The organism is Rothia sp. HMSC066H02 (assembly GCF_001814995.1).
In the GTDB taxonomy this organism is placed as follows: domain Bacteria; phylum Actinomycetota; class Actinomycetes; order Actinomycetales; family Micrococcaceae; genus Rothia; species Rothia mucilaginosa.
Genome location: NZ_KV818672.1, coordinates 24,468 through 50,267 on the forward strand (window position 1 = coordinate 24,468; position 25,800 = coordinate 50,267).

Here is a 25,800-nt window from a genome sequence, read left to right on the forward strand (position 1 = left end):
TCGTTTGAGAGTACCCGGGATTCTGTTGTCCTACAGGACGGCTAGAGCGTTACCGTAAGCGGTACTACTCCTGCCAGCCAACGTTGACCCAGTAGTCAGCGCTGGTGTAGCTCTGCTTGAACAGGGACGGACCGTAGTTCGCGACCTTAGCCTTGACAGCGGCGTACATCGGGCCGTTTGCGTAGGGCAGGTACACTGCGACCTTCTCGTAGTAGAGCTTCTCCGCCTCGTTAGCGATCTTGATGCGCTCGTCTGCGTTCTCGGTGTTCTGCAGCTTCTCGATGAGCTTATCAACCTCGGGGTCACCGACTCCGAACACCTCGGTGGTGAAGAAGTAGGGTGCCGAGGAAGCCAGGTCGGGCAGAACGCCCCAACCGGTGAAGATTGCTTCGTAGCTCTTCTGGCCGAGCACGGAGTTGGAGTTCGACTGCGGCTGGTTGTCAGCGCTCAGGCGGATACCTGCGGACTTCAGCTGCTGCTCCAGAATCTGGTAGACCGCCTGGTAGACAGCCTCGGAACCGAAGGAGGTCAGGGCGAAGCCAGCAACCTTGCCGTTCTTAGCGTAGTAGTCGCCGGACTTGGAGTAGCCTGCGGCCTCCAGAATCTTGCCAGCTGCCTGTGCACCGGTGTCACCAGCGTAGTTGTTCTGGTAACCCTTCTGGAACGGCATTGCGATGATGGAGCCGGGCAGCGGCTCGGTCCAGCCGAGCTGCGAGAAGTATGCCTTAGCGATCTGCTCGCGGTCCACAGAAGCGAGGATTGCGCGGCGCAGTGCCAGGTCCTCGATGCGCTTGGGGTTCAGCTGAATGATGTTGACGTTGGTGTTCTGGCTCTGGCGAATCTCGGTGCCTGCCTGGCCCTTCACAGCGTTGTAGCTGGTTGCGCCAACGAAGGTGAAGGCGTCCAGTTCGCCGTTCTTGAAGCTTGCACGGATTGCTTCGGAGTCCATCTGACGCCAGATGATGCGGTCCAGCACCGGCTTCTCGCCCCACCACTTGTCGTTCTTGACCAGGGTGAGCACCTTCTGGGAGGAGTTCCACTCGCCAACCTTGAAGGGGCCAGCCCAGTACTGGTCGAGGGGCTTGTCAACGAAGCCTTCGTTGAAGAGGTTGACGTCTTCCAGGGCGGGGTGGATTGCGAAGGCGCACAGACCCTCGGAGGGGTAGTACGGAGCCTTCATGGTGACCTTGACGTGGAAGTTGTCGCCGTCCACAGCCTCGATGCTCTCAACCTGCTGCCACATGGTGTTGTCGGTGATGTGGTAGGGGTTGTCGGTGGTTGCGCGGTAGACCTTCCACACGGCGCGAACAGCGTTCACGTCCATGGGGGTGCCGTCGTTGAAGGCAGCCTTGGGGTTGATCTTGAAGGTCGCGGTCTGCACGCCATCGACGGTCTCGGTCTTGTGCTCGGTGCAGAACTCGGGGTTGAGGGTGCCTTCACCGTCGGGGCTCATGGTGTAGAAGCCCATCACGGCGGGAATGTTGCAGGGTGCCAGTGCGTCCAGGTTGCTGGAGGTGTAGCCGCTCTGGGTCTGCAGGTTGAAGTTCGGGCCCAGGGCGGTAGCCGCGAGGGTCAGGGTGCCGCCCTGCTTGAGGGAGGAACGGTCCTGCTTGTTGACCTGAAGGTTCTTCAGAATATCTTCAGCGTTGTTAGCGGCGCTACCGCCAACCTTTTCCTTCGATGAGCTGCCGCAGGCAGCCAGTAGACCAACGGTGCCGAGGGCAACGGTGCCGGTCAGGAGGGTACGGCGAGAGACAGACATGCTCTTCATGGAATTTCTCCTAGAGTATTCGCAGTGTTGTGGAGGCGGCGTGCGAACGGTGCGCAACTAACACTCCAACCCGGCGGGAGGACAGTCTCTGCCGGGGTTGCGGGCAGAATGCCCACATTTGTTTTAAGTATATCCGTGTGACTCTCTTAGGAACGGGAAAGCGGCGTGCTACAGAAGGTTTTAATCCTTTTGTAACACGCCGCTTCAGCGCTTTTACCCCTTATGGAGTGTGTGAGCGGTGCTCAACGCTTAGATTTTTACTTCTCCCAACCGACGTTGATCCATACGTTCGGGTTGTAGTAGGGCAGACCGAAGAGCATGGGGCCGTAGTTCGCCAGACCCTTACGGCACGCCTTGAAGTTCGGGCCGTTGTGGGTGGGCACGTAGATGGCAACCTCTTCCAGGTGGCGCTTCTCCAGCTCGTTCATGATCTTGAGCTGTTCCTTCGGGTCCTCGGTGGACATCATGGTTGCTGCCAGCGAGTCCAGATCCTTACCGTGACCGTTGTTGGTCTCGGAGATGTAGAAGTAGTTCGCTGCATCCACCGGGGAGGTAGTGATGCCGTAGCCACCGGTCTTAATCGCGAAGTTCTTCGAGGAGATGATGCTCGACATTTCAGAGGCACCGTGGTTCTCGATGGTCAGTTCAACGCCGATTTCCTTCATCTGCTGGACAAGGAACTGCGCGGTGGAGCTGACGACCGGGTCGCTACCGAAGGTGATGACCGGGTAGGAGACCTTAGCGCCGTCCTTAGCGTAGTAGTCGCCGTTCTTGGTGTAGCCTGCGTCCTCCAGGATCTTGGTGGCGACGTCCTTGCCGAGCTTGGTCGGGTAGTTATCCTGGTAGCCTTCCTGCATGGGTAGCATGCACATGGAGCCGGGCAGGGTTTCCTTCCAGCCGAGCTTCTCGTAGCGCAGCTTCTGCAGCTGCTCACGGTTGAGGGCTGCAACGAATGCGCGGCGGACGGGCAGGGGCACCTTTTCGGGGTTGATTTCGTAGTTACCCACGCTGAGAGCGCTACCCTTGCGAATGTCGGTGTTTGCCACGCCGGAGAGCTCGTTGTAGGAGCTGAGGGTACTGGCGTCCACGTAGTCGATTTCGCCGTTCTTGTAAGCTGCCTGCTCTGCCTGGGAGCTCATTTCACGCCAGGTGATGCGCTCAAGAGCGGGCTTCTGGCCCCACCACTTGTCGTTGCGGACGACGGTGAGCACCTTGGAGGAGGAGTTCCACTCGCCGACCTTGAAGGGGCCTGCCCAGTACTGGTCGAGGGGCTTGTCGTTCAGACCGTCGTTGAAGAATTTGGGGTCGGCGAATGCCGGGTGCAGGAACGAGGTGAAGCTGCCTTCGATGGGGTACCAGGGCTTGGACATGGTGACCTTCACGTGGCGGGTATCGCCGTCCACTGCCTCGACGCTTGCGACCTGCTCCCAGATGGGCGAGGGGGTGATCTGGTAATCCGAACCGGATGCCGCGGCGGTGTAGATGGTCTGGTAGCTCTTGACGGCGTTCACGTCGATGGGGGTACCGTCATTGAAGGCTGCCTTGGGGTTGATCTTGAAGGTCACGGTCTGCACGCCGTCAACGGTCTGCGCCTTGTACTCGGTGACGTAGTCCTCGTTCATGTGCGACTCGCCGCGGAAGTCAGCGTAGAAGCCGCCGGTGAAGGCGGAGTTGATTGCCGCCTGAATGTTCAGGTTACCGGCGGTGTAGCCGTTGGTGTTGAGGATGTTGAAGTTGGGGCCAATGCCGTCAGCGCTCAGGCGCAGTTCGCCGCCGTCCTTGAGGGCGGAGCGGTCCTTCTCGTTGTATGAGACTGCCTTGGACAGGTCGTCGCCGGCGGAGAGAGCGCTGGTTTCGTTCTTGGAGGAGTTGCCGCCGCAGGCTGCGAGCAGGCCGACGGTACCCAGGGCAACGGTGCCGGTGAGCAGGGTACGACGGTTGAGGGTGAAAGTGGTCATTAGTTTTCCTCAGTTAGGTGGGATGCTGCTTTGCTGTACGCGGGGGAACACAACCCGCACACCTTTGTGACAGCACGCACATTTTGCATTGGCAATAGTATACACACATTTCCCATGCAATATGACCCAGTTCACCATTCCAGGGAAAATATTTCAGTCAATTCCCGAAACCACCCCACCACAAAACCACCCATCAAAAACGCAGAAAAGTCCCGCAGCACCCCGCCTCTGAGGCGGAATACCGCGGGACTTTACCCTCCGGAGCCTTATACCGGCGCCTCCAAAAATTCAGAAACTACCGAATAGGAATCCAGAAAATTAACCTGTGGCTTTAGTTCTGCCAACCCACATTGACCCAGCGCTTGGGGTCGGTGTAGCTGGTTGCGAAGAGGGAAGGACCGTAGTTAGCCAGCTTCTCCTTCACAGCTGCGTAGCTGGGGCCGTTAGCGTAGGGGAAGTAAATAGCAACCTTCTCCATGTGCTGCTTCTCAGCCTCAGCAGCCATCTTCAGCTGCTCCTCGTGGGATTCCTTCTCGTAAATGGACGCGATGAACTTATCCAGTTCAGGATCGCCCACACCCTCGTTGATTTCGCTGGTATAGAAGTACTGAACGCTATCTGCGGGGTCAGCACCAATACCCCAACCGGAGAAGGCGCAGTCGTACTGCTTAGAGCCCATCACGGAGTTGAACTGGGACTGCGGCTGGTTGTCCTGCTCGAGCTTAATACCTGCCGCTTTGAGCTGCTGCTCAAGGTTCTGGAACTGAGCCAGGGAGGTTGCATCCGAACCGAAGTAGGTGATGGAGAAGCCTGCAGTCTTACCGTCCTTGGCGTAGTAGTCGCCATTCTTGGAGTAGCCTGCTGCTTCCAGGATCTTTGCCGCAGCCTCGGCGCCGGGGTTGGTGGGCATAGCGTCCTGGTAGCCCTTCTGGAAGGGCATAGCAATCATGGAGCCGGTCAGAGGCTCTTCCCAGTTGATCTGGCCAAACTTGACCTTAGCCAGCTGGGAGCGGTCAACCGCGGCGAAGACTGCACGGCGCAGGGCGGTGTCGGTCACGCGGGTCGGGTTAAACTGCAGGTTGATCACGCCGACGCTCTGGCCGGAGCGAATCTGGACACCGGGCTGACCCTTGACAGCATTGTAGGTTGCCAGGCCAGCGAAGCCAATGCTGTCCAGCTCGCCATTCTTGAACGCTGCGCGCTCTGCTTCGTCGCCCATTTCACGCCAGATAATGCGGTCCAGCAGAGGCTTCTCGCCCCACCACTTGTCGTTGGGCACGAGGGTGAGGGTCTTAGCCGAAGAGTTCCACTCGCCAATCTTGAAGGGGCCGGACCAGTACTGATCCATGGGCTTGTTCACGAAGCCGTTGTTGAAGAGCTCCTTGTCGGTCAGTGCGGGGTGCAGACCGAGCAGGCCGAGGGTCTCGGCAGGGTACAGGGGCTTGGACATAACGATCTTGACGCGGGTCTTGTCGCCATCCACGGGGTCGATGGACGCTACCTGCTGCCAGAAGGGAGCGGCGATGACGTTGTAGCCGTCATCGGGGTTGCGATAGACGGTCCACGCGGCGCGGATTGCCTCAATGTCAACGGGGGTGCCGTCATTGAAGACAGCCTTAGAGTTGAGCTTGAAGGTGATGGTCTGCACGCCGCCAACGGTCTCTGCCTTGTAGTCGCTGACATAGTCGTCGTTGAGGCTGTATTCGCCAGCAGGGCTCAGGGAGGTGAAGCCGATAGCGGAGGGGATGTTGCAGGCGCCACCGAATGCGGTGAGGTTCTCGGTGGTGTAGCCGCTCTGAGTCAGAATGTTGAAGTTCGGGCCGACTGCAGAGACGCTACCGCGGAACTCGCCACCCTGCTTGAGGGAGGAGCGGTCCTGCTTGTTGATTTCGAGGTTCTTGACGATTTCCTCGGTGCTTGATGCAGCCTTACCGCTGATCTTCTTGTCAGAGCCGCCGCCGCATGCAGCGAGCAGGCCGACGGTACCCAGGGCAACGGTGCCGGTCAGCAGGGTACGGCGATTAATACGTAGATGAGTCATGTATTCTCCTCATGCCGGAGGGCTCAGGTGCTATTTGATAAGCGCACCGTGTTGTGCGCCGATTTTGCGGGAGCGCCGAAGCTCCCGCCCATCACCTTTGTGAGAGCCCCCACATTGTTTGTGGTTGAAACACAGTATACCCCCAAAAGAAGCGACGCAGACCACAGTCCAATCCGTGGAAGAACTATACACCGTCTAAAAATCACGGGTTCAGCGCCTAAACCCGCATCATCACGCGGAAGCCGCGTGCGAAAACTAAAAGATGAAATATTATGTCGCATTGGCGCGCAAGCGCGTCACATCCGGTTCTTTGAGAGTCGTTACAAGTTACAAGCACAGCGTCGGGGCAGCTAAAGCGCGCTGAACCCTCCACAAGAAAAAGCTCCCCACCCCTATACGACACTGCGAAAACGTATAGGGGCGGGGAGCTTAAAACTGCGGCTTATGCCATCCAGCCAACCGAAGACCAGTCGGGGCTCCTAAAGAGGAACGCACCGTAGTTAGCGAGCTTCGGGCGGCATGCCTTGAAGTCCGGGCCATTGAGGAAGGGAATGAAGAGGCAAACCTCGCTCATGTGCTTCTTCTCAATCTCGTTGCACTTCTCGGCGCGCTTAGCGTCGTCGAGGATGGTGACCATCTCGTCGACCATAGCGTCAATTTCGGGGGTGCCGACGCCGTTCCAGTTCTTGGAGTGGTAGAAGTACTCGGCAGCACTGGTCGGCTCGGAGCTCAGGCCGAAGCCCGAAATGCTCACGTCGTACTCGCGGTTACCGACAACCTTCGAGAATTCAGACTGTGCACGCGAATCGAGCTCGAAGTTAATACCGATTTCCTTCATGCTCTGAATGAAGGTCTGTGCCTGGCCCTTGGTGGTGGCGTCATCACCGAAGGTGGTCAGCTTCAGGGTGATGGTCTTGCCATCCTTCGCGTAGAAGTCGCCAGACTTGGTGTAGCCTGCCTTCTCCAGGACCTTGCGTGCTTCCTCCGGGTTACGTGCCGGGTAGTTGTCACGGTAGTACTGGGAGGAACCCATCAGCATCATCGAGCCGGGAACTTCTTCTTCGTAGGGCAGCCCCTGGAAGCGAATCTTTGCCAGAGCACCACGGTCGATACCCAGGAAGATTGCCTTACGCACAGCAGTATCGGTGATGTGCTGTGCGTTCAGGTTCATGCCACCAGCGAAGAGGCGGTGACCGCGGCGGATTTCAGAGTTTGCAACGTCCTTCATCTCGTTGTAGGCGCTGAGGGTACGTGCTTCCACCGCGTCCAGTTCGCCGTTCTTGTATGCGGCACGAGCTGCGGGGTCTGCCATTTCACGTACGACGATGCGGTCCAGCTTGGGCTTGTCACCCCACCACTTGTCGTTGGGGACCGCGGTGAAGGTCTTCTCGGAGGAGTTCCAGCCGTTGGGTGCCAGGGTGAAGGGGCCGCAACCGAGCTCGGGGTGGGGGTTGTCCACGAAGCCTTCGTTGAAGAGGTTTACGTCGAGCATTGCCGGGTGCAGGATTCCGCCGAAGAGCAGACCCTTGACGGGGTTGTGTGCAGTCTTGAAGACAACGCGTGCGTGGTAGCGGTCGCCGTCGATAGCTTCGACGCTTTCGATGAACTCGTAGATACCCGCTGCACCAATCTTGTATTCGCCATCGGGGTCACGCTGAATCTGCCAGGTTGCCTTGAGGGCGTCGATATCAATGGGGGTGCCATCGTTGAAGACTCCCTTGGGGTTCAGACGTACTTCGGCGGTAATCTTGCCGTCTACTTCCTTAGCTTCGAAGCCGAGGCAGTAGTTGGGGTCGAGCTCGTCTTCGCCCTTGTAGGTGCTACGCCAGATGCCGGCACCGGCGATAATGCCCATAGTTTCGGAGACGGAGGTGCTGGAGCCGTTCTGGGAGAAGCGGTTGAAGTCCGGGCCCAGGGAGTAGGTGCTCAGGTTCAGGGTACCGCCCTGCTTGAGCTTCGAGGGGTCCTGCTCGTTGATTTCGTAGAGTGGGGTTTCGCTTGCCTTGTGCTCGGTCTTGGAGGATGAGGAGCCACAAGCGCTCAGTACGCCGGCAGCAGCGACGGCGGTTGCGCCGCCGAACAGTACGCGGCGGCTCATGATCGGGTTGAATCCGGAGAGGGAGGGGATGGGGTGGGGGCTCATGATGGGCTCCTTGTGGGTGTGGACTGCGCTGATGCAGTGTTTGCAGTGTAAAGTGGGTGGCTCGCGTACTCTGGAGGCGGGGTTTCCGCCTGTAGGAGCGCCTGCTATCTGCGGTGATGGGGCGGGCAGGTGAAGCCATGTAAAATAATGTGACCTAAAGCTATGTTCTAAGCCACATTTAATATTTTTAGTAGTGTACACCACACACGTCACCACAAGTGCGCAACACGATAAATATTTCTAAATTATTACGCCCGGCCTTAAGACACCGAACCTAAATCCATGTCAGCACAACCCCACCACCCTTCACGCAGTGCCCCCTCCCCCACCTCCAGAAATGGTCAGCAGGCACAGCAAAGCGGGCCAAATGCGCGCATATACGCATTCGACCCGCTCATAGGGCAGGAACCCTTAGGAGTTCATCCAGCCCACAGCGGTCCAGTCCATCGACTTGTACAGGTGCGGACCGTAGTTAGCCAGATTCTTCTTGACCATCACAAAGTCAGGACCGTTCGTGATGGTACCCAGGAAGGCGAACTCAGCCATGTGCTTCTTCTCAATCTCGTTACAGGCAAGGTTACGTTCCTTGTCATCCTCAATGAGGGTCATGGCATCAATGAGGGCGTCGATTTCCTTGCTACCGATACCTTCGTTGTTCTCGGAGTAGTAGAACTGCTTGGTACTCTCGGTCGCGTCAGCAGAGACCGAGTAGCCACTGAAGGAAATATCGTAGTCCCAGTTACCCAGGATGGTGGCGAACTCACTATCGGCGTGTTGATCGATCCGGATCTCGATACCAACATCCTTCATCTGCTGAGTGAAGGTCTGAGCCTTACCCTTGTTGGTCGGGTCATCACCGAAGACCACCACTGCGCAGCCAGCCTTCGTACCGTCCTTCTCGTAGTAGTCGCCGTTCTTGGTGTAGCCGGCAGCCTCCAGAATCTTCTGCGCCTCCGAAACACTGTTATTCGGGGTCGGGTAGGAATCCTGGTAGTAGGGTGAGAAGGGCATGTGAATCATCGAACCGGGAATAGTCTCCTCATAGGGCAGACCCTGGAACTGAATCTTTGCGAGTGCTTCACGGTTGGTGCCGACGAAGATTGCCTTACGCAGGGCAGCGTCCTTGACGCGGCGGGGATTGATATCCAGGCCGCCGGCGTAGAGGCGGGTGCCCTTACGAAGTTCGGTACCCGCAATATTCTTCACCTCGGCATAGGTGGAGGAGGTGCTTGCACCGATAGCGTCAATTTCGTCATTCTTGAACGCGGCACGCGCAGCGCTGGATTCCATCTGGGTAAAGACAATCTTGTCCAGCAGGGGCTTGGTGCCCCACCACTTGTCGTTGGGTGCAACACTGAAGGTCTTCGCGGTGGAGTCCCAGCCCTTATCCGCCAGGGTGAAGGGGCCAGCCCAGTACTCGGGGTGGGGCGCATCCACGAAGCCGTTGTTGAAGAGCTCGACGTCTTCCAGTGCGGGGTGCAGAATCTCAGAGAAGAGGCTCTGTAGCGGGTAGAAGGGCTTGGAGAAGGTGACGGTTGCGCTGTAGTCGTCTTCGCCCTTTTCTACGGATTCGACGAATTCGTAGATGCCACTGGTGACGATGTTGTAGCCGTTATCCAGGCTCTTGAAGATGTTCCAGGTGGACTGAAGCGCCTTGTAGGTGATGGGGGTGCCATCGTTGAAGACAGCCTTGGGGTTGAGCTTGACGGCAACCTGAATCTTGTCGTCCTTCTTGCTGTGCTCGAAGGAGACAGCGAAGTCGGTGTTCAGCTTGTAGGTGCCGTCAAAGTCAAGGTTCCACAGACCAGCCTGGCTGATGGTACTCATAACGTTAACGTTATCGCTGGTGTTACCGCTCTGGGTATAGAAGTTGAAGTTCGGACCGATGGATCCGGCGGGCAGGCGCAGGGTGCCGCCCTTCTTCAGGCTGTTCACATCCTGAGCGTTGATGTTGTAGAGGTCTTCAATGTTGGCACCGGCGCCGGCTGCCTTGGTCTTTTCGGAGCTTGCACTGCCGTTGCCGCAGGCGCTAAGCAGACCGACAGCTCCCAGAGCCGCGGTGCCGCCAATAAGGGCGCGGCGGCTGAAGCTGTTCTTGGTCGCTTCGTAGCTACTCGCGGTGTATGCGGTGTTGGCGGTCATGGGAGTGGTTTCCTTCTGTCTTGTGCGGGCGGGTATATCCCGTATTCCGAAGTGATGATTATTTATGCATGACACTGCATAACTTTGTATAACTCCACTGTAACGCCTACCCGAGACAAAAACCAAGCATTTTCACAATATTTCTTAATATTTATCGTGCTTTTTGAATATTCATACTATGCATACGCTGTTTTTGCGCGAATTTTTCGGATTTTATCGGATAGCTATACCACCACTCCCCCGCATCGGTACACAAAAACACCCAAAGCGCTTCCTCCAGATATGCAAAAAGTGTCCACCCGGATAATCCGGGTGGACACTTTCAATAGCTCTAGGCTATTCACCTAGTAAGTGAAGAGTTGAGGACTTACTTAGCCCAACCAACCTTCTCCCAGTGAATGCCGGTGCCCTGGAAGAGGGACACGCCGTAGTTGCGCAGACCCTTCTTCACGAACTTGTACTCGGGGCCGTTGATGAGCGGAATCAGCACTGCGAACTCAGCCAGGTGCTTCTTCTCGATCTCGTTGCAAGCCTGGTTGCGTTCCTTGTCGTCAGCAATGAGCTTCATCTTTGCGATCATCTCATTGATCTCGTCGGAACCAGCTTCCTCAGGCTTACGGCGCATGTAGAACTGCTCGGTAGCCTCGGTAGCATCCGGGGAGCTCGGAGCGAAACCGGAGGAGGTTGCGTCGTAGTCCTTGGAGGCCATGGTCTTGTTGAACTCGCTAACAGCACGGGAGTCAAGCTCAGCATTAATACCTACGGACTTCAGCTGCTGAACCAGGGTCTGACCGACAGCCTTGGAGGTGGGATCCTCACCGAAGATGGAGAACTTGAAGGCAGCCTGCTTGCCGTCCTTCTCGTAGAACTCACCGTTCTTGGTGTAGCCTGCATCTTCCAGAATCTTGGATGCAGCAGCAGCATCGTTGTTCGGGGTCGGGTAGGTGTCCTGGTAGTACTCGTTGAAGGGCATGTGAATCATCGAGTTGGGAAGCTTCTCTTCGTAATCCAGGCCCTGGAAACGAACCTTGGCGAGAGCCTCACGGTTCAGACCAGTAACCACAGCGCGGCGCAGAGCAACATCCTGCATGCGGGCGGGGTTCATGGTCACGCCACCGGAGAACAGGCGAGAGCCTCGGCGGATCTCGATGTTAGCAACGTCCTTGAGCTCCTTGTATGCGGAAGCGGTGGTAGCACCAATCGCATCAAGCTCATCGTTCTTGAATGCCGCGCGCTCAGCAGCGGGATCCATCTGACGGAAGACAATGCGCTCCAGAACGGGCTTCTCGCCCCACCACTTGTCGTTGCGGGTCAGGGTCAGGGTCTTCTCGGTCGAGTTCCAACCACCTTCAGCAATGGTGAAGGGGCCAACCCAGTACTCGGGGTGCGGCTTGTCAACGAAACCAGTGTTGAAGAGTTCCTTGTCCAGCAGAGCCGGGTGCACAATGCCAGCAAAGAGGGTATTCAGCGGGTAGTAAGGTGCGGAGAAAGTTACCTTCACCTTGAAGTCATCACCGTCGCGCTCCACGGAAGCAATGCTGCTGTAGATGCCGCTGCTTCCGACCTTGTAGTCACCATCGGTGCTCTTGAGGATGTTCCAGGTAGCCTGCAGAGCCTTGTAGTCGATGGGGGTACCATCGTTGAACTTAGCCTGGGGGTTCAGCTCAATGGAGACGACGGGCAGACCGTTTTCTTCGGCGACATCGAAGCTCTTCGCAAACTCGGGAGCCAGAGTGCGCTTACCCAGGGGGTCACCCTGCCACAGGCCTGCGTAAGCCACGGGGCTCATAGCGGTCTGGGTGTACAGGGAGTTGCCGTCCGCGCTGAAAAGGTTGAAGTCCGGACCAATACCCGGAACAGCCAGGCGCAGAGTGCCGCCATCCTTCAGCTCAGATACAGCAGCCTCACCAAGGTCATAAAGCTCCTTGGCATCGGTGCCCACGGTTGCACCCTTGGTGGTTGCCTTGGAGTCCTTGGACGAGCCGCACGCAGCCAGTACGCCCACGGTACCCAGTGCTGCAGCGCCACCGAGAACGGTACGACGGTTCAGGATGAAATTCTTCTCCATGAGAGTGTCCTCTTATACGTTTGACCCTCAATAATCCTGCAGGAAAGCGTCAAGGGTTCCCTGCTCATGCGCCGCAATAGGCTGCGGTGAGCGGTGAATTAGTGCCGGTCTATGAATGTGTTCCTTGAGGTACGCCCCTAGCGGCGCACCCACAGGCTTAATTATGGCTTACCTGCGGTATAGAAGCTCGCCTATAAATATTCATATCTTGAATGGTGAGAAAGGTTACGCCTAGTCAGTGCAGTTTTTCCTGTTTTCTTGCTGGTTTCAGTGCCAAGCGCCACATTCTGAGGTTCCCGCCGTCTCACCAGGTGACAATCTCAAGCTGCACGCGCCTCACCAGTACCGGGCATTAAAAACCCGAGGGGCGAATATTCAACGAATATTCGCCCCTCGGCACACATGCGACTTATTCAGCCGACTCTAGAGCTACACCGTAGCGGCCTCAGCCTCAGGGTAGTAGCAAGCATAACCGTGATCCTCACCCTCAACGTGGGTCAGTTCCGGCATCTCCTCCAGGCAACGACGCTTCTTGTCCTCAGGCAGCAGCTTGAAGACCGGGCAACGGCTCGAGAAGCCACAGCCCTTAGGCGCGTTCACCGGAGTGGGCAGGTCGCCCTCAAGCATAATGCGGTGACGCTTTGCCTCAACCTCGGGATCCGGAACCGGAATCGCCGAGAGCAGTGCACGGGTGTACGGGTGGATCGGGTTGTCGAACACCTGGTCGACGTCACCAATCTCAACAATACGACCCAGGTACATCACTGCAACGCGGTCGGATGCGTGGCGAATCACCGCGAGGTCGTGAGCAACCATCAGGTAGCTCAGGCCCAGGTTTGCACGCAGCTCCTCCAGCAGGTTGATCACGCCAGCCTGGACGGACACGTCCAGTGCGGACACCGGCTCATCCAGAACCACGAGCTTGGGGTTCACGGCAAGCGCACGAGCAATACCGATACGCTGACGCTGACCACCAGAGAACTGGTTCGGGAAGCGGTTCACGTGGTCAGGCTGCAGACCCACAATGTGCATCAGCTCGATAACACGCTTCTTGATGTCTGCCTTGTTCATGCCCTGGTTTTCCAGCGGCTCAGCAAGCACCTCGTAAACGGTGAAGCGCGGATCCAAAGCACCGGTGGGGTCCTGGAACACCATCTGCTGGTTCTTACGCAGCTCAAGAATCTCACCCGCGGACTTGCCGTCCTTGGTGGAGGTTCCGTTGATCAGAATCTCACCGTCGGTGTTCTTGTTGAACTCCATGATTTCCAGCAGGGTGGTGGTCTTACCACAACCGGACTCACCCACGATGGAGAAGCACTCGCCCTCACGAATATCGAAGGACAGGCCGTTCACAGCCTTCACAGTGCCCACGCGGCGCTTAATCAGCGCACCCTTCATGAGCGGGAAGTGCTTCTTGACGTTGCGGACCTCCAGGACGGGGGCACGCTCCTCACGCGGAATACCGTCGTACTTCGATACCGGGGGCTCCGGAACCGGGTACAGCTCGTCAGCGGTCTTACCGACCAGCTCCTGAGAGATGGTGCAGGAGGAGTAGTGGCCCTCGCCAACGCCTTCCAGCAGCTGCAGATCGGGCTCGCCGTTGGAGTCCTGGCAGCACTGGCCACCGCTCTTAGCGATGGGGCAACGCGGGCGGAAGGAGCACGCGGTCACCGGGTTAATCAGGTTCGGAGGGGTACCCTCAATCGGAACCAGGGAGACCTTCTCGGAACGGTCCACACGCGGGACCGCACCCAGCAGACCGATGGTGTACGGGTGGGAGGGATGCTTGTACAGGTCTTCTGCCTTCGCAATCTCCACCGGCTTACCGGCGTACATCACCAGAATGTCGTCAGCCATACCAGCCACAACACCCAGGTCGTGGGTAATCATGATGGTCGCTGCGCCGGTCTCATCCTGAGCCTTCTGCATAACCTCCAGCACCTGCGCCTGAATGGTCACATCCAGTGCGGTGGTGGGCTCATCGGCGATGAGCACGCGGGGGTCGTTCGCAATCGCCATAGCGATCATGATGCGCTGACGCATACCACCGGAGAACTCGTGCGGGAAGGAACGCAGGCGGTCAGCCGGCGAGGGAATACCCACCATACGCATCAGTTCGATGGAACGGTCCTTGATAGCCTGCTTGCTCATGCCCTTGTTGTGGACCTTGAGCACCTCAGCAATCTGATCACCAATGGTGTACACGGGGGTCAGGGAGGACAGCGGATCCTGGAAGATCATAGAGATCTCCTTGCCGCGGTATGCGCACATTTCCTTATCGCTCAAGCCCAGCAGCTCGGTGCCGTTGTACTTGACCGAGCCGGTGATGTCAGCGGTAGTCGGGTGCAGGCCCATAATCGCCATGGAGGCAACGGACTTACCGGAACCGGATTCACCCACGATACCCAGGGTCTTACCGGGGTACAGGTCAAAGTTCACACCGCGAACAGCATGCACGATGCCATTCTCAGTGTTGAAGCGGACGTTGAGGTCCTTAACGCTCAGAACGGGAGAGGTACTCATTAGTTCTTCGCCTCCTTTGCAGCGGCAGCAGGTGCCTCTGCCTTCTCGTTCTTCTTGGACTTCTTGATCTTACCGACAGACATGGAGGTCGGGTCGAATGCGTCACGCAGACCGTCGTTCATGAGGGCCAGCGGACCAACCAGCAGGAAGAAGAACAGAACCGGGAACCAGAACATGTGGGGCAGGGTGTTAATCTGCTGCGAAGCATCCGAAATCAGCGAACCCAGCGAGTAGTTGGGGTACTTAATACCGATGCCGATGAAGGAGTAGGCAACCTCAGAGAGCACAGCGCTCATGATGCCGCTGGTGAAGTTCAGAACCAGCAGGGAGCCGATGTTCGGAACCAGGTGGCGCATCACAATCTTGAAGGGGTGCACACCCATGTAGCGTGCAGCCTTCACGAAGTCGCGGTTGATGAGGGACTGTGCCATTGCACGAATAACACGGGCGCTACCCATCCAGCCGAAGGTAATCAGCACTGCAGAGAGCAGAATCCAGGTGGGGACGCTCTTCTGAATCTGCTTACCAACCTGACCGTTGATCAGAATAGCCAGAATCAGCAGCGAGGGCACCATAATCAGAGTCTCGAGGATGAACAGCATGATCTTGTCAATCCAGCCACCGAAGTACGCCATCACACAGCCGTAGACTGCGGAGATGAACACGGTGACGAAACCAACGATCACACCAATTTCGAGAGAGGTCCAGACGGCCTCGACCATCATGGCGAACACGTCGTTACCCGCGATGGTGGTACCGAACCAGTGGTCAGCCGAGGGACCTTCACCCAGCGCCATGTAGTCAATGTCGTTGGGCTTGTACTTGGTCAGGTACTTACCGAACAGGCCGAACAGACCCATGCCGATGAACACGGACAGGCCGAAGACTGCAGCCTTGTTACGCAGGAAGCGGCGCAGAATAATAACGCTCTTGTTGATGACCTTGAAGTCACCGTTCTCCTGTACCACCGGTACGGAGGAAGTTGCAGTTACCTGGCTCATGAGATCCTCACTCGGGGGTCGACGATGGTGGTAGCGATATCAGCGATGATCGCACCGACAGCGAACAGTGCAGAACCGTACGCGAGGGTCACGGTCGCAGCGTTCACGTCCTGCGAGGAAATGGAGTCAATCGACCACTTACCGATACCGGGCCATGCAAAGACGGTCTCGGCGAAGAATGCACCCGCAAAAATCATCGGAATCTGGTACGCGATGGACTGTGCCACGGGGATGAAGGAGACGCGCAGTGCGTGGCGAGTAATCGCCTGGTTGCGGGTCAGACCCTTAGCACGAGCGGTACGCACGAAGTCAGCGTTCACGTTATCGAGCAGGTACTGACGCTGTGCAATCTGGTAACCAGCCCAACCGAAGATGGTCATACAGAAAGTCGGCACGATGTAGTGCGCCGCCATATCGATGGTGATTTCCCAGAATCCGGTCAGACCCGGAGTCGAAATACCGGTCACGAAGAAAATCTTCTCTCCACCATTAGCAACGGCGATGTTGTTGATAGTGGTCGCGCCCTGCTGCACCACGAAGTAAGCAACGGGAGCGGGGATGATGTAGACCAGGTAGGAGTAACCGGTGATAACACGGTCAGAGAACTTGTACTGGCGAGCTGCCGAGTACACACCCAGGGCAATACCAATCACAATCGAGAGAATGGTAGCCACCAGCAGCAGGCGGGTAGAAACCCACACGCGCTGGCCAAATTCCTGGTTAATGTACGCGCCGTTGGGGCTACGGCCCCAATCGAACTTGGTGACCACATTGGTCAGCCACTGAACGTAGCGGTCCCAGGGGTTCATTTCGGGATCGAGACCCAGGGACGCGAAGTTACGGTTCACCTGCTCGGGGCTAGGCTTCGGAACCTTTTCCTGCTCCAAGAGGGCAGGCTTCAGGGCAGTAACCGCAGCAAAGTAACCCATCGTGGTCGTAATAAAGACCATGACGAGGTACGTCAGCGATCGCTGGAGGATGTACCTAAACATGGGACGGTTCCCCTCCTTGTGTAGATGTCGGTATTAAGGCATGTGTGTCATGCTGTCCTAGCGCACTGCTTCGTGATGACTGTCACTAGGAGCATATGTACTTTATCTTATATAGCCTGTAACACTTCCACCAAACCCACATTGGGCACTTTCACCCCTTAGAACAGCCTGTATGCAAGCTAAAAGGGAGCTGGGTAAAAAAATGCCCCGGAATACCGGGGAAAAGGGGCGGATTAACAATTTTTACGAAAATTTTACATCGGAAACAATTCTCTCGACATAGGGACGTAATAACCTTTTCGATAAGCGTTTTAACGGGGCAAAACACCACGTAAACCCACTATTTAAGGAACTAAACCAACACTTCAAACCCCTAAACCAAGCACTAAGGCACACCTCTTAAGCGCGCTATTTAAGGCAACTCAGCCAAAAACAGCGCCCCGGCACGAGCACACGACTCGCACCGGGGCGCCACTTATATAGGAAGGCAACGCCTCCGCATCTAGTGCTAAGACCCTAGCTCTTAGCGTTAGGCTCCGAATCCGGCGAATCCGGCGAAGCCTCCGAGCTCAACGACTCGGCAATACGAGCACGAGCAGAGCCGTGCATGCTCTTCAAAGCCTGCGCGTCCTTAGCAGCCATCTCCGGAGTAATCACCGGAATTGCACCGGTCGCCGCACGAGCAATATCAACAGCAGGCTCAGTCTCCAGGGTCGTCGCCAGCGCGTCCTCACGAATGAAGAGCAGAAGCAGCGTAGACACCAGACCCAACGGCACCAGGTACAGGAACAGCGGAATCAGCGCATCGTTATACGCATTCACAATGATGCCGTGCACCGGCTCCGGCAAAGACGCCACAAGCTCAGGAGTCAGAGACGAAGACGCATGGCTACCCGAAGACTGCAGCGCCTGCTGCGGCATACGCTCAGAAATCAGCGAGGTCAGACGCGAGGTAAACAGACCACCCACCAGCGAGGCACCCACAGTAGCACCCACCTGACGGAAGAAGTTATTCGACGCCGTCGCGGTACCAACCACGCTCACCGGGAACGCATTCTGAACAATCAGAGTCAAGAACTGCATCGACATACCCAGACCGGCACCCATCACCGCAAGGTACACACAGAACAGCCAGGTCGGAGTCTCAATAGTCACGGTCGACAGCAGGAACAGGCCCAGCGCCACAATCGCGGTACCGCTCGTCACGTAACGCTTGTAGCGACCGCTCTTCGATACCACGCGGCCCGTCACAATGGACACCACCAGCATGACACCCATCATCGGGATCATCAGCAGACCAGCCACCGTAGCGCTCACACCCAGCGCCATCTGCAGATAAGTCGGGATGTACTCCACTGCACCGAACATTGCCACACCCAGCGCCAGCGAAGCGCCCAGAGTCAGCAGGAAGTTACGGTTCTTGAACAGGTACATGGGCATAACCGGCTCAGCCGCACGGTTCTCCACCGGGATAAACACCAGCGCAGCAACCACAGAGAAGACCAGCAGACCAATAATCTCGGGCGAGGTCCACTCGTACTGGTTGCCACCCCAAATCGTAGCAAGCACCAGCGCACTCGTACCCGCCATCAGAATCAGCGAGCCAAGGTAGTCGATGCTGTGCTTCTCACGGTCACGGAACGGGCGGTGCGGCAGCAAGAAAATTACCGCAAGAATCGACAGAATAGCCAACGGCAGATTCAGCCAGAACGCCCAACGCCAACCCGGACCCTCAGTAATCCAGCCGCCAATCAGCGGACCAGCCACCGACGAGAAAGCAAAAACGCCACCGATAATACCCATGTAGCGGCCGCGGTCGCGGGGAGGGATCACGTCAGCAATCACCGCCTGAGACAGAATCATCAGACCGCCGCCGCCCAGACCCTGCAGGGCACGAGCAAAAATCAGCCAATTCATGTCCTGAGCGAGCGCGCCAACAATCGAACCCGCCATGAAAGCAACAATCGCAAAAATCAGGAAGGGCTTGCGTCCGAACTGGTCAGAAAGCTTGCCGTAGACCGGCATCGTAATCGTCGAAAGCAGGATGAAAATGGTAATCACCCAGCTCATGTGCTCCACGCCATGAAGCTCACCAACGATCGTGGGCAGCGACGGCGCCAGAATCGTCTGGTTCAGCGAGGACATGAGCATCACAATGACCAGGCCCAGGAACATGGCGCGGATGCGGTTTTTACTTTCCTGCTTAGCCTCACCGGCTGGCGGCTGAGGTAGATTCTTTTCCTCTGTACTCATCGTTTAATCCTTAGTTACGTTCTATATATGTCTGTTGTGAGTGTCCGCCGGGCTCTGGATTCGGTTTCCGGCGGGCTTTTGTAGTTTGTAGCAGTGAACCGCCGCTAGATTGCCGGTCGGTTCTGCTCAAAAAGCAGGAACTGGAAGGTCTTCACCGTCTGGCGGATATGGCGGGCAATATCCTCTTTATCTTCCAGGTCGCGGGCGAACTCCAGCTGACGAAGCACCGCGGAGGCAAGCTGGACCTTTGCGCGTGATCGCTCCCGGAAGTGATCGGTCAGCGGATCAGCGGGGGTCCGGCGCGGGAAAGGGCCGCGGCGACCGGCAGCATCAAAAGCCACCCAGTCAATAGTGTTCAGGTACTCGGTGAGCACCTGTTCGCACTTCATGTAGTGCATTTTCATTCGTTTCGCGGACTCGGGGAACTCCTGAAAGGGAGCTCGGGGGTCCTTGCCATTGGCGTAGTGGAAGCTCTGGAAAATGACCTCCCAGAGAAGGTGGGTCACACGAATGATTGTGTTGTCGTCCTCGTGGGCGCGGTCTGTTTCGAGGATTTCCTCGCTGACCACCGGTTCACGCAGACCCAGGACGGCGTCCTCTTTGGAGGGGAAGTAGTTGAAGAAGGTACGCGGGGAGACGCCCGCCTCCTGGGCGATTTCTTCAACGGTGGTTCCGCGCATCCCGTGGTCGCGGACGCGTTTGAGGGCTGCTTCGTGGATTGCCGTCCAGGTTTGTTCGCGGCGGCGTTCGCGAAGGCTCTGTTCCTTTTTCTGCATAACTGCAATTATTTCACCACTGCACACAATGCTCAAGTGCATTTTTAGCGTTAAGGCTCACAGCATAGCCGGCTAAGCTCCACCCCCACCGCCAGCACACAATACCGACACATCACATACGAAGCAGCAAACACACTCCCCCCCCCAGTCCCACACGAAATACCGGCATAATAGACAGGTGAACTTGTTTGCCCCCACCTACCTCGACTTCCTGCCCGACTGGCTGCGCCTCGCGCTCGGCATCGCCGATATCCTCATCCGACTCGCAGCCCTCTTTTGGCTCCCCTACAACCGCAAACCCGTGGTTGCACTGGGCTGGCTCATGGCAATCTTCTTCATCCCCTTCGTAGGGTTCATCGCATTCCTCGTCTTCGGCTCCTCGCGCCTGCCCGCCTACCGTCGCGCACGTCAACACGCCATGAACGACATGATCCGCGATGTCAGCGAAAACAAACCCTTCCTCACCCGCACCGATGACCTCTCCGACCCGGCAAAGGTAGCCAGCCAACTCAACTACACCCTCGGCTCGCTCCCCCTGGTCGGCGGCAACCAATTCACCCTCCACACCGACAACCACGACGCGATGGTCGCCATGGCGGAAGAAGTCGACCGCGCCACCAAATACGTGCACTTCGAGTTCTACATCACCGCCTACGACGAGGCGAGCGCAGTCCTCTGGGACGCCCTCTTCGCCGCCCACAAACGCGGTGTACAGGTGCGCGTACTCATCGACCACATCGGCTCCCGCAAATACCCGTCCTATAAGAAGCTCGTGAAAATGCTCAACGACTCGGGTATGCAGTGGCGCCTCATGCTACCGCTCAAACCGTGGAAGCTCAAGTGGCAGCGCCCCGACCTGCGTAACCACCGCAAGGTCCTCGTCGTGGACGGCCGCGTCGCGTTCTCCGGTTCGCAGAACGCTATTCACCGCTCCTACGATCTACCCGAAAACATTAAGAAGGGTCTGGAATGGAAGGACCTGACTTTCTCCTGCACCGGCCCCATCGTTGAAGAGCTCAACGCCGTTTTCGTCTCCGACTGGTACTCCGAGACGAACCAGCTGATCCTGGCAGAAATTAACACCAACATCCCCTACTACGAGGATGGGATGCGCGCCCAGGTTGTTCCCTCCGGGCCCGGTTTTGAAACCGAAAATAACCTGCGCCTCATTAACTACTTGATCTACAATGCCGAGCGGCGTATCACCATCTGCTCGCCCTACTTCGTACCCGAAGAGACCCTACTGCAGGCACTCACGAACGCCGCATACTCCGGTATTGAAACCACCGTGATTGTGTGCGAGAAGGGCGACCAGTTCCTGCCGAACATGGCGCAGCGCTCCTACTACGAGCAGCTGTTGCAGGCGGGTGTGCGTATTCTGCAGTACCCCAGCCCGACCGTGCTGCACTCCAAGTTCATGATGGTCGACGACGAAATCGCGTTCATTGGCTCGTCCAATATGGACCCGCGTTCCTTCTCGCTGAACATGGAAGTGTCAACGTTCGTCATTGACCGCAAAATGGTGGCGATGCTGGATGAAGTATGCGCCGAATACGAGCAGGTCTGCACCGAGCTGCTGTACACCCAGTGGGCGGAGCGCCCGCGCCGCATCAAGATGGCGGAGAACCTCTGCCGTCTGTGGTCATCGCTCCTCTAAATAAAACTGCCCACCCGGATAACCCCGGGTGGGCAGTTTTATTGTATGAGGCGCTATCGCAGGATGCGCCAGGCCACAAGCTAGAGCACGGATACGTATTAGAGCAGACCAGGGGCTACATCGGTTCGCCCGGGCCCACCAAACTGGCAGAATGCATCCACCACACGAAGAGCGCCACCGCAATGTAGAGGACCGTGCACAGGCTCAAGGTGATGATGTGGCGGCGGCGCGTCATGCTCAAATACCCAATAAACTCACGGATAAAAGCATTCACCGCAAAATACACCTTCGTACGAGCCCCCGCGCCCCAGCATTTCAGGCCCAGTGAACGCGCCAGCAGCAACGCACGGAACAGGTGGTAGCTGGTTGTTGCCACAGTAACTTTCGGGGTTTTGCCCTCGGCAACCTCCGGCATCAGGGCGTAAGAGAAGAGCAGATTCTCGCGGGTGTTCACCGCGCGGTCCTCCACAATAATGTCCGCCTCGGGAATACCACGGGATACAGCGTAGCGAGTCATCGCCACACCCTCAGGAACCTCTTCATCCGCGCCCTGACCGCCAGACATAATCAGCTTCGAGCCGGGGTTCTTACGGTAAATTTCAATGCCTCGATCGATACGACCCGCCAGCAGCGGAGTCACCTGGTCACCAATGAGACCCGAACCGAGCACCACCACATAGTCAGCCTGCTGACGGAAATTCACCAGGTTCAACACTGCCGACACAGTAAAGCCCACCGCGTAGATGGTGAAATAGGTCAGCACCAGCGAAAAATAGAAATAAATAGTGCCCCACACGCCGCCCAACGGAGTGTTCTCCGCCGGACCGGGAACAAAGAACGGACCCACAATAAGGGCAATACCGGCAGCTAATGCCAAAGAATTAGTGAGCGAAAAACCCTCACGAACAATAAGACGCACACCGCTATAAAGGAAAAGACCGGTCAAACCCAAAGGCGTAAAAATCGAAAGGATCGCCGGAACGATAACAATGAAGAACGCCAACACCAGCAAAATCTGGTTCTCTGCCACAATCGCCGTTACACCCAGGCTCGTACCCAGCAACCCCACGGTCGCAATCAGAAGCCAGCCGACAAACACGCTACGGCGTTCCCACAGGTAGAGGCAGATAAAGAGCACCAGCGAAAGCGCCGTCAGCGCATACAGCACCACCAGCGGAATATATAGAGGAGAATCAGGAGGAGGGAGAAACTGCATAAATTGGGTCCTCAAAAATAGTTTGCACCCGCTAAAAATCGGGAGAATCGAAAAATTCTTCACACAATTCTATCCCCGCCACTGTGCATCTATCGCTGCAGACCCACCGCACACAAGCACACACAGAACAAGCACACACACAGAAAAGGGCAAAAAGAAACACGCGACACCTCCGACATCGCATACCTTCGTATGCGGCGAATGTATCGCGCGTTCATTTCTACCCTGGACTAGTTTAGCGCCATAAACGGTTTCCCGTGTGGATTGAAGAAGGTTTAATCTGCAACCACTCCGGCGCAAGCAGGCGAACAGCCTTCGCACAACCCGACAAAGCAGTAATAATCGACTCGCAACGCTGATTAAACTCGCTCTGATGACGCTTATCCACAATCTGCCCCGGAAAATGGCGATGCATCTTCGACACAGAGTCGCTACTCTCCTGCAAACCGTGGCCCGTATGGCCCGGAACATGCTTCACCAGCACACGCTTCTCGCGGATAGCCTCCGTCAAAGCACGCATCTGAGCCACCACGCGCTCATCCTGAATACCCTCAGAAACCCACGCCTCAAAAGCCCAACGGCTATGCGCCAAACGCAACACAAACGTCAACGCACCCAAAGAATCCGTATGAATAATCAGGCGGCGCGAACCGCTATGGAACACTGTATAAGCCGCCAACATCGCAGACAGCTCACCGGTCATAATGTTCACGCCATCATAGTGGGCATGAAAATAGAAGCCGTCCTCACTCACGCCGGCGATGCCCATACGGCCGCCACGCTGATACTTCTTATTGTGAGTCGAACGGAACGAACAATCCGTGAAAACGCTATAGTCCTGCAGCTGATCCAGCGGACGAGGAGTCAGTGCCTCCTCCACCATCTCATCCACGGCGGTACGCGCCGCACACACCTCAGCCTGCATCCGCTCATACGCGGGCGTGCCAGCAAGCTTCACATGCACTTCCCCCAAAGAATGGTTATCGTACGGGTCCAGCACCTTCTCAAAGGCGCGGTACTCCATAATCCCCTTCAACTGGTCGCAATCACGGAAAAGCTGCTTCAGATTCTTACGGTCCGCAGCAATCGTCACCAGGTTCTGACGGTACTGCTCAGGAACCACATCCCACGCAGAAAGCACGGCACGACCCAGCAGACGCGGATGCACCTCATCACAGCATTCCATGAGGGAATGAACGTGAGTGAAAAGCATCGGCTCCTCATTCACCACGGTGCGGGTGCCGTCCTGCTTAGAAATAAAAACCACCGTCGACAACGCCGAATAACAAAAACCCTGCGCCTTACGATGCTCCTGAGCCACCGCAATCACAGCAACGCCCTGATCCGTGTACCCGGCAGGGTACGAGGCGCTATAGTCGGGCGCCTCCCAGGTCAGGGTGCATCGTTTGATGTGCGCCGGTGAAAATCCCATGAGTGTCACCCCCCATGCGTGCCATACCGCTTCTCCTTCCATTCATGCGGTGTATCGTCCTCATTCTTTTATAGGTCGAAAAGAAAGGGGCACGCAAATATAAAACACCTTTTTTACAGTTAGCGAATGGGCCAGCCGAAAATCCTCTCACCCGCCGCCACAGCGCAAGAAAACCACGACCATTGCCTCCCCGAACCGGGGGTGAAGGTGTACGGTAAAAGAGTCATATACAACGCGGCCTCACGCCGCCCACCCCATAAGGAGAGCCCCATGATTGGTGTTTACGCCGGAGTATCCGTCAAGCCCGAGCACGTCGAAGAATTCCTCAAGACCATCGAACCGCTCGTGACCGCAAGCCGCCAGGACGAAGGCAACGTCAGCTACGACTTCGGTGCCGTCTCCGACACCGACTTCGCATTCATCGAGCGATGGGAATCCCAGGAACTACTCGAAAAGCACATGGGCGCCGAGCACTTCCAGAAGGCTGTTGCCGCATGGGAGCCGCTGCTCTCCTCCGAGCTGGACGTTCGCATCGTCAACTTCCGCTAAGCGACGTTAAATACCGAAGGTGCCCGGCACCCCCTCTGTGAGGGGCGCCGGGCACCTTCGTATATCACCCTTGGAGACGAGCGCAGCTACTCGCGGCGCGCCTTTATGCTCGGTCTAGCGGCGTTCCAAACCGACCTCCACCGAATCAAGCGTGAAACCGTTCGTCGCGCTCACGCAATGCACCTTACCGGTATTCACCGACTTGCAGGTGTAACCATACGCGGTCACCACCTGACCGGTCGGCAGTGCAGTAATACCCTCGGTATTCACCGGCTCCGGGGTGGCGGTCTGACCGACCAGGCTCACCGCAGGAGCCTGGCCCTGCCCCATGTGCACGCGCTGCTGCGCCTTACCGGAGGCGGCATCCCACCCCTCCAGGGTCACGCCCACCAGCGCCTGGCAATCCACGCCCGACGGGGTCACCGAGCACGCAACCTTAGAGTCCGGGCTGGTGAAACGCAGCGCCTCAACAGTCTTCACCGAATCGCCCTGACCGAAAGTGCCGCCACCATAGGCTTCAGCGAAAGTCAGCGTACCCGAGAGCATGCGGGTCTGCGCCGGAATCAACGCCAGGCGAGGCTTCTCAACGCTACCGCCCTGCGTGAAGCAGGCACCCGTAATGTAGTCGCGGCCCTGCACCTTCGTGGCGCACTGATACCACTCAACACTCGCCGAACCGTCCTGGTTCTTGCGGCTGTTGAACAGACGCACCGCCTCCTGAGCCTTCGCACAATCCGAACCGTCATACACGTAAATACCGGCGGAACCACCCAGCAGGCTCGTCACGCCACAGCGAGTACCAGGATCGATAGTGTTCGCGGAACCACTCGAGGAGGCGTATGCCGCCTCATACTCGGCGTCGGTGCTCGGCTCATCGGTCGGGGTTGCTACAGCATCAAAAATTGCCGGCGCGTCCAGGCCGGCAGAGATCTGCACAGTATTCGGCTTCCAGGAGCCATCCGCCGCGGTGAACAGGGTTTTTGCGTTAACGGGCGCGGAAGAAGTCGCCACCTTCATCGGGGCGGTTTCAGAATCATTAGCCTGCGGCTGGGCAGAGCAAGAACTCAAAGCGAGCGCACCGATGCAGGCAAGAGCCGCCAGGGCACGGCAAGTAAAGGCACGCTGTGCGCGTGCGGGCAGGGTAATCATGAATACGTCCTCGTGAGGGTTGCGAATTGCGTTGTGTTTGAGTGGTTGTGCTGAGTCGGTGAATCGGGTACCTAAAATACCTTCTTACACCCTACTGCAACACCACTGACAAGGCAATACGCCGCACCG

Annotated in this window: 16 protein-coding genes; 2 read left to right on the plus strand and 14 right to left on the minus strand. The window is 57.2% G+C overall.

Features of this window, described 5'->3' with window-relative positions; all coding sequences use genetic code 11:
- Positions 1 to 64: 64 nt before the first annotated feature.
- The 11 genes from HMPREF2999_RS02215 to HMPREF2999_RS02265 all read right to left on the minus strand — a co-directional run bounded on the left by HMPREF2999_RS02215 (position 65) and on the right by HMPREF2999_RS02265 (position 19,668).
- The gene (locus HMPREF2999_RS02215) at positions 65 to 1,771 is read right to left on the minus strand and encodes an ABC transporter family substrate-binding protein (RefSeq protein ID WP_070675461.1); all 1,707 of its coding nucleotides are present in this window, start codon (positions 1,769 to 1,771) and stop codon (positions 65 to 67) included.
- Positions 1,772 to 2,028: 257 nt separating this feature from the next.
- On the minus strand, positions 2,029 to 3,729 hold the full coding sequence (locus HMPREF2999_RS02220) for an ABC transporter family substrate-binding protein (RefSeq protein WP_070675458.1): 1,701 nt from the start codon (positions 3,727 to 3,729) through the stop codon (positions 2,029 to 2,031).
- Positions 3,730 to 4,060: 331 nt separating this feature from the next.
- A complete protein-coding gene (locus HMPREF2999_RS02225; protein ID WP_070675455.1) occupies positions 4,061 to 5,770 on the minus strand; it encodes an ABC transporter family substrate-binding protein in 1,710 nt (569 codons plus the stop codon).
- A 442-nt stretch (positions 5,771 to 6,212) separates the two neighbouring features.
- A complete protein-coding gene (locus HMPREF2999_RS02230) occupies positions 6,213 to 7,913 on the minus strand; it encodes an ABC transporter family substrate-binding protein (RefSeq protein ID WP_070675452.1) in 1,701 nt (566 codons plus the stop codon).
- Between the two features lie 411 nt (positions 7,914 to 8,324).
- Positions 8,325 to 10,055, minus strand: a complete 1,731-nt coding sequence (locus HMPREF2999_RS02235) for an ABC transporter family substrate-binding protein (protein WP_070675449.1) — start codon at positions 10,053 to 10,055, stop codon at positions 8,325 to 8,327.
- 367 nt (positions 10,056 to 10,422) lie between these two features.
- A complete protein-coding gene (locus tag HMPREF2999_RS02240) occupies positions 10,423 to 12,123 on the minus strand; it encodes an ABC transporter family substrate-binding protein (protein ID WP_070675447.1) in 1,701 nt (566 codons plus the stop codon).
- Positions 12,124 to 12,552: 429 nt separating this feature from the next.
- The gene (locus tag HMPREF2999_RS02245; RefSeq protein ID WP_070629229.1) at positions 12,553 to 14,646 is read right to left on the minus strand and encodes an ABC transporter ATP-binding protein; all 2,094 of its coding nucleotides are present in this window, start codon (positions 14,644 to 14,646) and stop codon (positions 12,553 to 12,555) included.
- Complete coding sequence (locus tag HMPREF2999_RS02250) at positions 14,646 to 15,647, minus strand: ABC transporter permease (RefSeq protein WP_005509239.1); 1,002 nt, start codon at positions 15,645 to 15,647, stop codon at positions 14,646 to 14,648. The genes HMPREF2999_RS02245 and HMPREF2999_RS02250 overlap by 1 nt, the downstream gene beginning before the upstream one ends.
- Positions 15,644 to 16,639 carry an ABC transporter permease gene (locus HMPREF2999_RS02255; protein ID WP_070675446.1) on the minus strand — a complete coding sequence of 332 codons (996 nt, stop codon included), beginning with the start codon at positions 16,637 to 16,639 and terminating at the stop codon, positions 15,644 to 15,646. Before HMPREF2999_RS02255 ends, HMPREF2999_RS02250 begins: the two co-directional genes overlap by 4 nt.
- A 516-nt stretch (positions 16,640 to 17,155) precedes the next feature.
- The gene (locus tag HMPREF2999_RS02260; RefSeq protein WP_070675440.1) at positions 17,156 to 18,892 is read right to left on the minus strand and encodes an MDR family MFS transporter; all 1,737 of its coding nucleotides are present in this window, start codon (positions 18,890 to 18,892) and stop codon (positions 17,156 to 17,158) included.
- 104 nt (positions 18,893 to 18,996) lie between these two features.
- Positions 18,997 to 19,668, minus strand: a complete 672-nt coding sequence (locus tag HMPREF2999_RS02265) for a TetR/AcrR family transcriptional regulator (RefSeq protein ID WP_005509236.1) — start codon at positions 19,666 to 19,668, stop codon at positions 18,997 to 18,999.
- A gap of 178 nt (positions 19,669 to 19,846) precedes the next feature.
- Here HMPREF2999_RS02265 and cls point away from each other — a divergent pair, with 178 nt between their 5' ends.
- Positions 19,847 to 21,325, plus strand: a complete 1,479-nt coding sequence (gene cls, locus HMPREF2999_RS02270) for a cardiolipin synthase (RefSeq protein WP_070675437.1) — start codon at positions 19,847 to 19,849, stop codon at positions 21,323 to 21,325.
- Between the two features lie 115 nt (positions 21,326 to 21,440).
- On the opposite strand, the gene HMPREF2999_RS02275 is transcribed toward cls, so the two are convergent.
- Together HMPREF2999_RS02275 and HMPREF2999_RS02280 are read right to left on the minus strand one after the other, a co-directional pair.
- A complete protein-coding gene (locus HMPREF2999_RS02275; RefSeq protein ID WP_246823059.1) occupies positions 21,441 to 22,541 on the minus strand; it encodes a YdcF family protein in 1,101 nt (366 codons plus the stop codon).
- A gap of 235 nt (positions 22,542 to 22,776) precedes the next feature.
- Positions 22,777 to 23,973, minus strand: coding sequence for an RNase H family protein (locus tag HMPREF2999_RS02280; protein WP_070675434.1), 1,197 nt, complete (start codon positions 23,971 to 23,973; stop codon positions 22,777 to 22,779).
- 270 nt (positions 23,974 to 24,243) lie between these two features.
- On the opposite strand from HMPREF2999_RS02280, the gene HMPREF2999_RS02285 reads away from it, so the two are divergent.
- A complete protein-coding gene (locus HMPREF2999_RS02285; RefSeq protein WP_049338252.1) occupies positions 24,244 to 24,522 on the plus strand; it encodes a putative quinol monooxygenase in 279 nt (92 codons plus the stop codon).
- Positions 24,523 to 24,636: 114 nt separating this feature from the next.
- Here the strand turns inward: HMPREF2999_RS02285 and HMPREF2999_RS02290 are convergent, their stop codons facing one another.
- Positions 24,637 to 25,671: a 2-oxoglutarate dehydrogenase gene (locus HMPREF2999_RS02290; protein WP_070675431.1), complete on the minus strand. Its 1,035-nt coding sequence runs from the start codon at positions 25,669 to 25,671 to the stop codon at positions 24,637 to 24,639.
- Positions 25,672 to 25,800: the final 129 nt, after the last annotated feature.

Bases quoted from the DNA above. Each gene is read 5' to 3' on its own strand.
- HMPREF2999_RS02215 (WP_070675461.1), bottom strand. From the start codon at position 1,771: ATGAAGAGCATGTCTGTCTCTCGCCGTACCCTCCTGACCGGCACCGTT.
- HMPREF2999_RS02220 (WP_070675458.1), bottom strand. From the start codon at position 3,729: ATGACCACTTTCACCCTCAACCGTCGTACCCTGCTCACCGGCACCGTT.
- HMPREF2999_RS02225 (WP_070675455.1), bottom strand. From the start codon at position 5,770: ATGACTCATCTACGTATTAATCGCCGTACCCTGCTGACCGGCACCGTT.
- HMPREF2999_RS02230 (WP_070675452.1), bottom strand. From the start codon at position 7,913: ATGAGCCCCCACCCCATCCCCTCCCTCTCCGGATTCAACCCGATCATG.
- HMPREF2999_RS02235 (WP_070675449.1), bottom strand. From the start codon at position 10,055: ATGACCGCCAACACCGCATACACCGCGAGTAGCTACGAAGCGACCAAG.
- HMPREF2999_RS02240 (WP_070675447.1), bottom strand. From the start codon at position 12,123: ATGGAGAAGAATTTCATCCTGAACCGTCGTACCGTTCTCGGTGGCGCT.
- HMPREF2999_RS02245 (WP_070629229.1), bottom strand. From the start codon at position 14,646: ATGAGTACCTCTCCCGTTCTGAGCGTTAAGGACCTCAACGTCCGCTTC.
- HMPREF2999_RS02250 (WP_005509239.1), bottom strand. From the start codon at position 15,647: ATGAGCCAGGTAACTGCAACTTCCTCCGTACCGGTGGTACAGGAGAAC.
- HMPREF2999_RS02255 (WP_070675446.1), bottom strand. From the start codon at position 16,639: ATGTTTAGGTACATCCTCCAGCGATCGCTGACGTACCTCGTCATGGTC.
- HMPREF2999_RS02260 (WP_070675440.1), bottom strand. From the start codon at position 18,892: ATGAGTACAGAGGAAAAGAATCTACCTCAGCCGCCAGCCGGTGAGGCT.
- HMPREF2999_RS02265 (WP_005509236.1), bottom strand. From the start codon at position 19,668: ATGCAGAAAAAGGAACAGAGCCTTCGCGAACGCCGCCGCGAACAAACC.
- HMPREF2999_RS02275 (WP_246823059.1), bottom strand. From the start codon at position 22,541: ATGCAGTTTCTCCCTCCTCCTGATTCTCCTCTATATATTCCGCTGGTG.
- HMPREF2999_RS02280 (WP_070675434.1), bottom strand. From the start codon at position 23,973: ATGGGATTTTCACCGGCGCACATCAAACGATGCACCCTGACCTGGGAG.
- HMPREF2999_RS02285 (WP_049338252.1), top strand. From the start codon at position 24,244: ATGATTGGTGTTTACGCCGGAGTATCCGTCAAGCCCGAGCACGTCGAA.
- HMPREF2999_RS02290 (WP_070675431.1), bottom strand. From the start codon at position 25,671: ATGATTACCCTGCCCGCACGCGCACAGCGTGCCTTTACTTGCCGTGCC.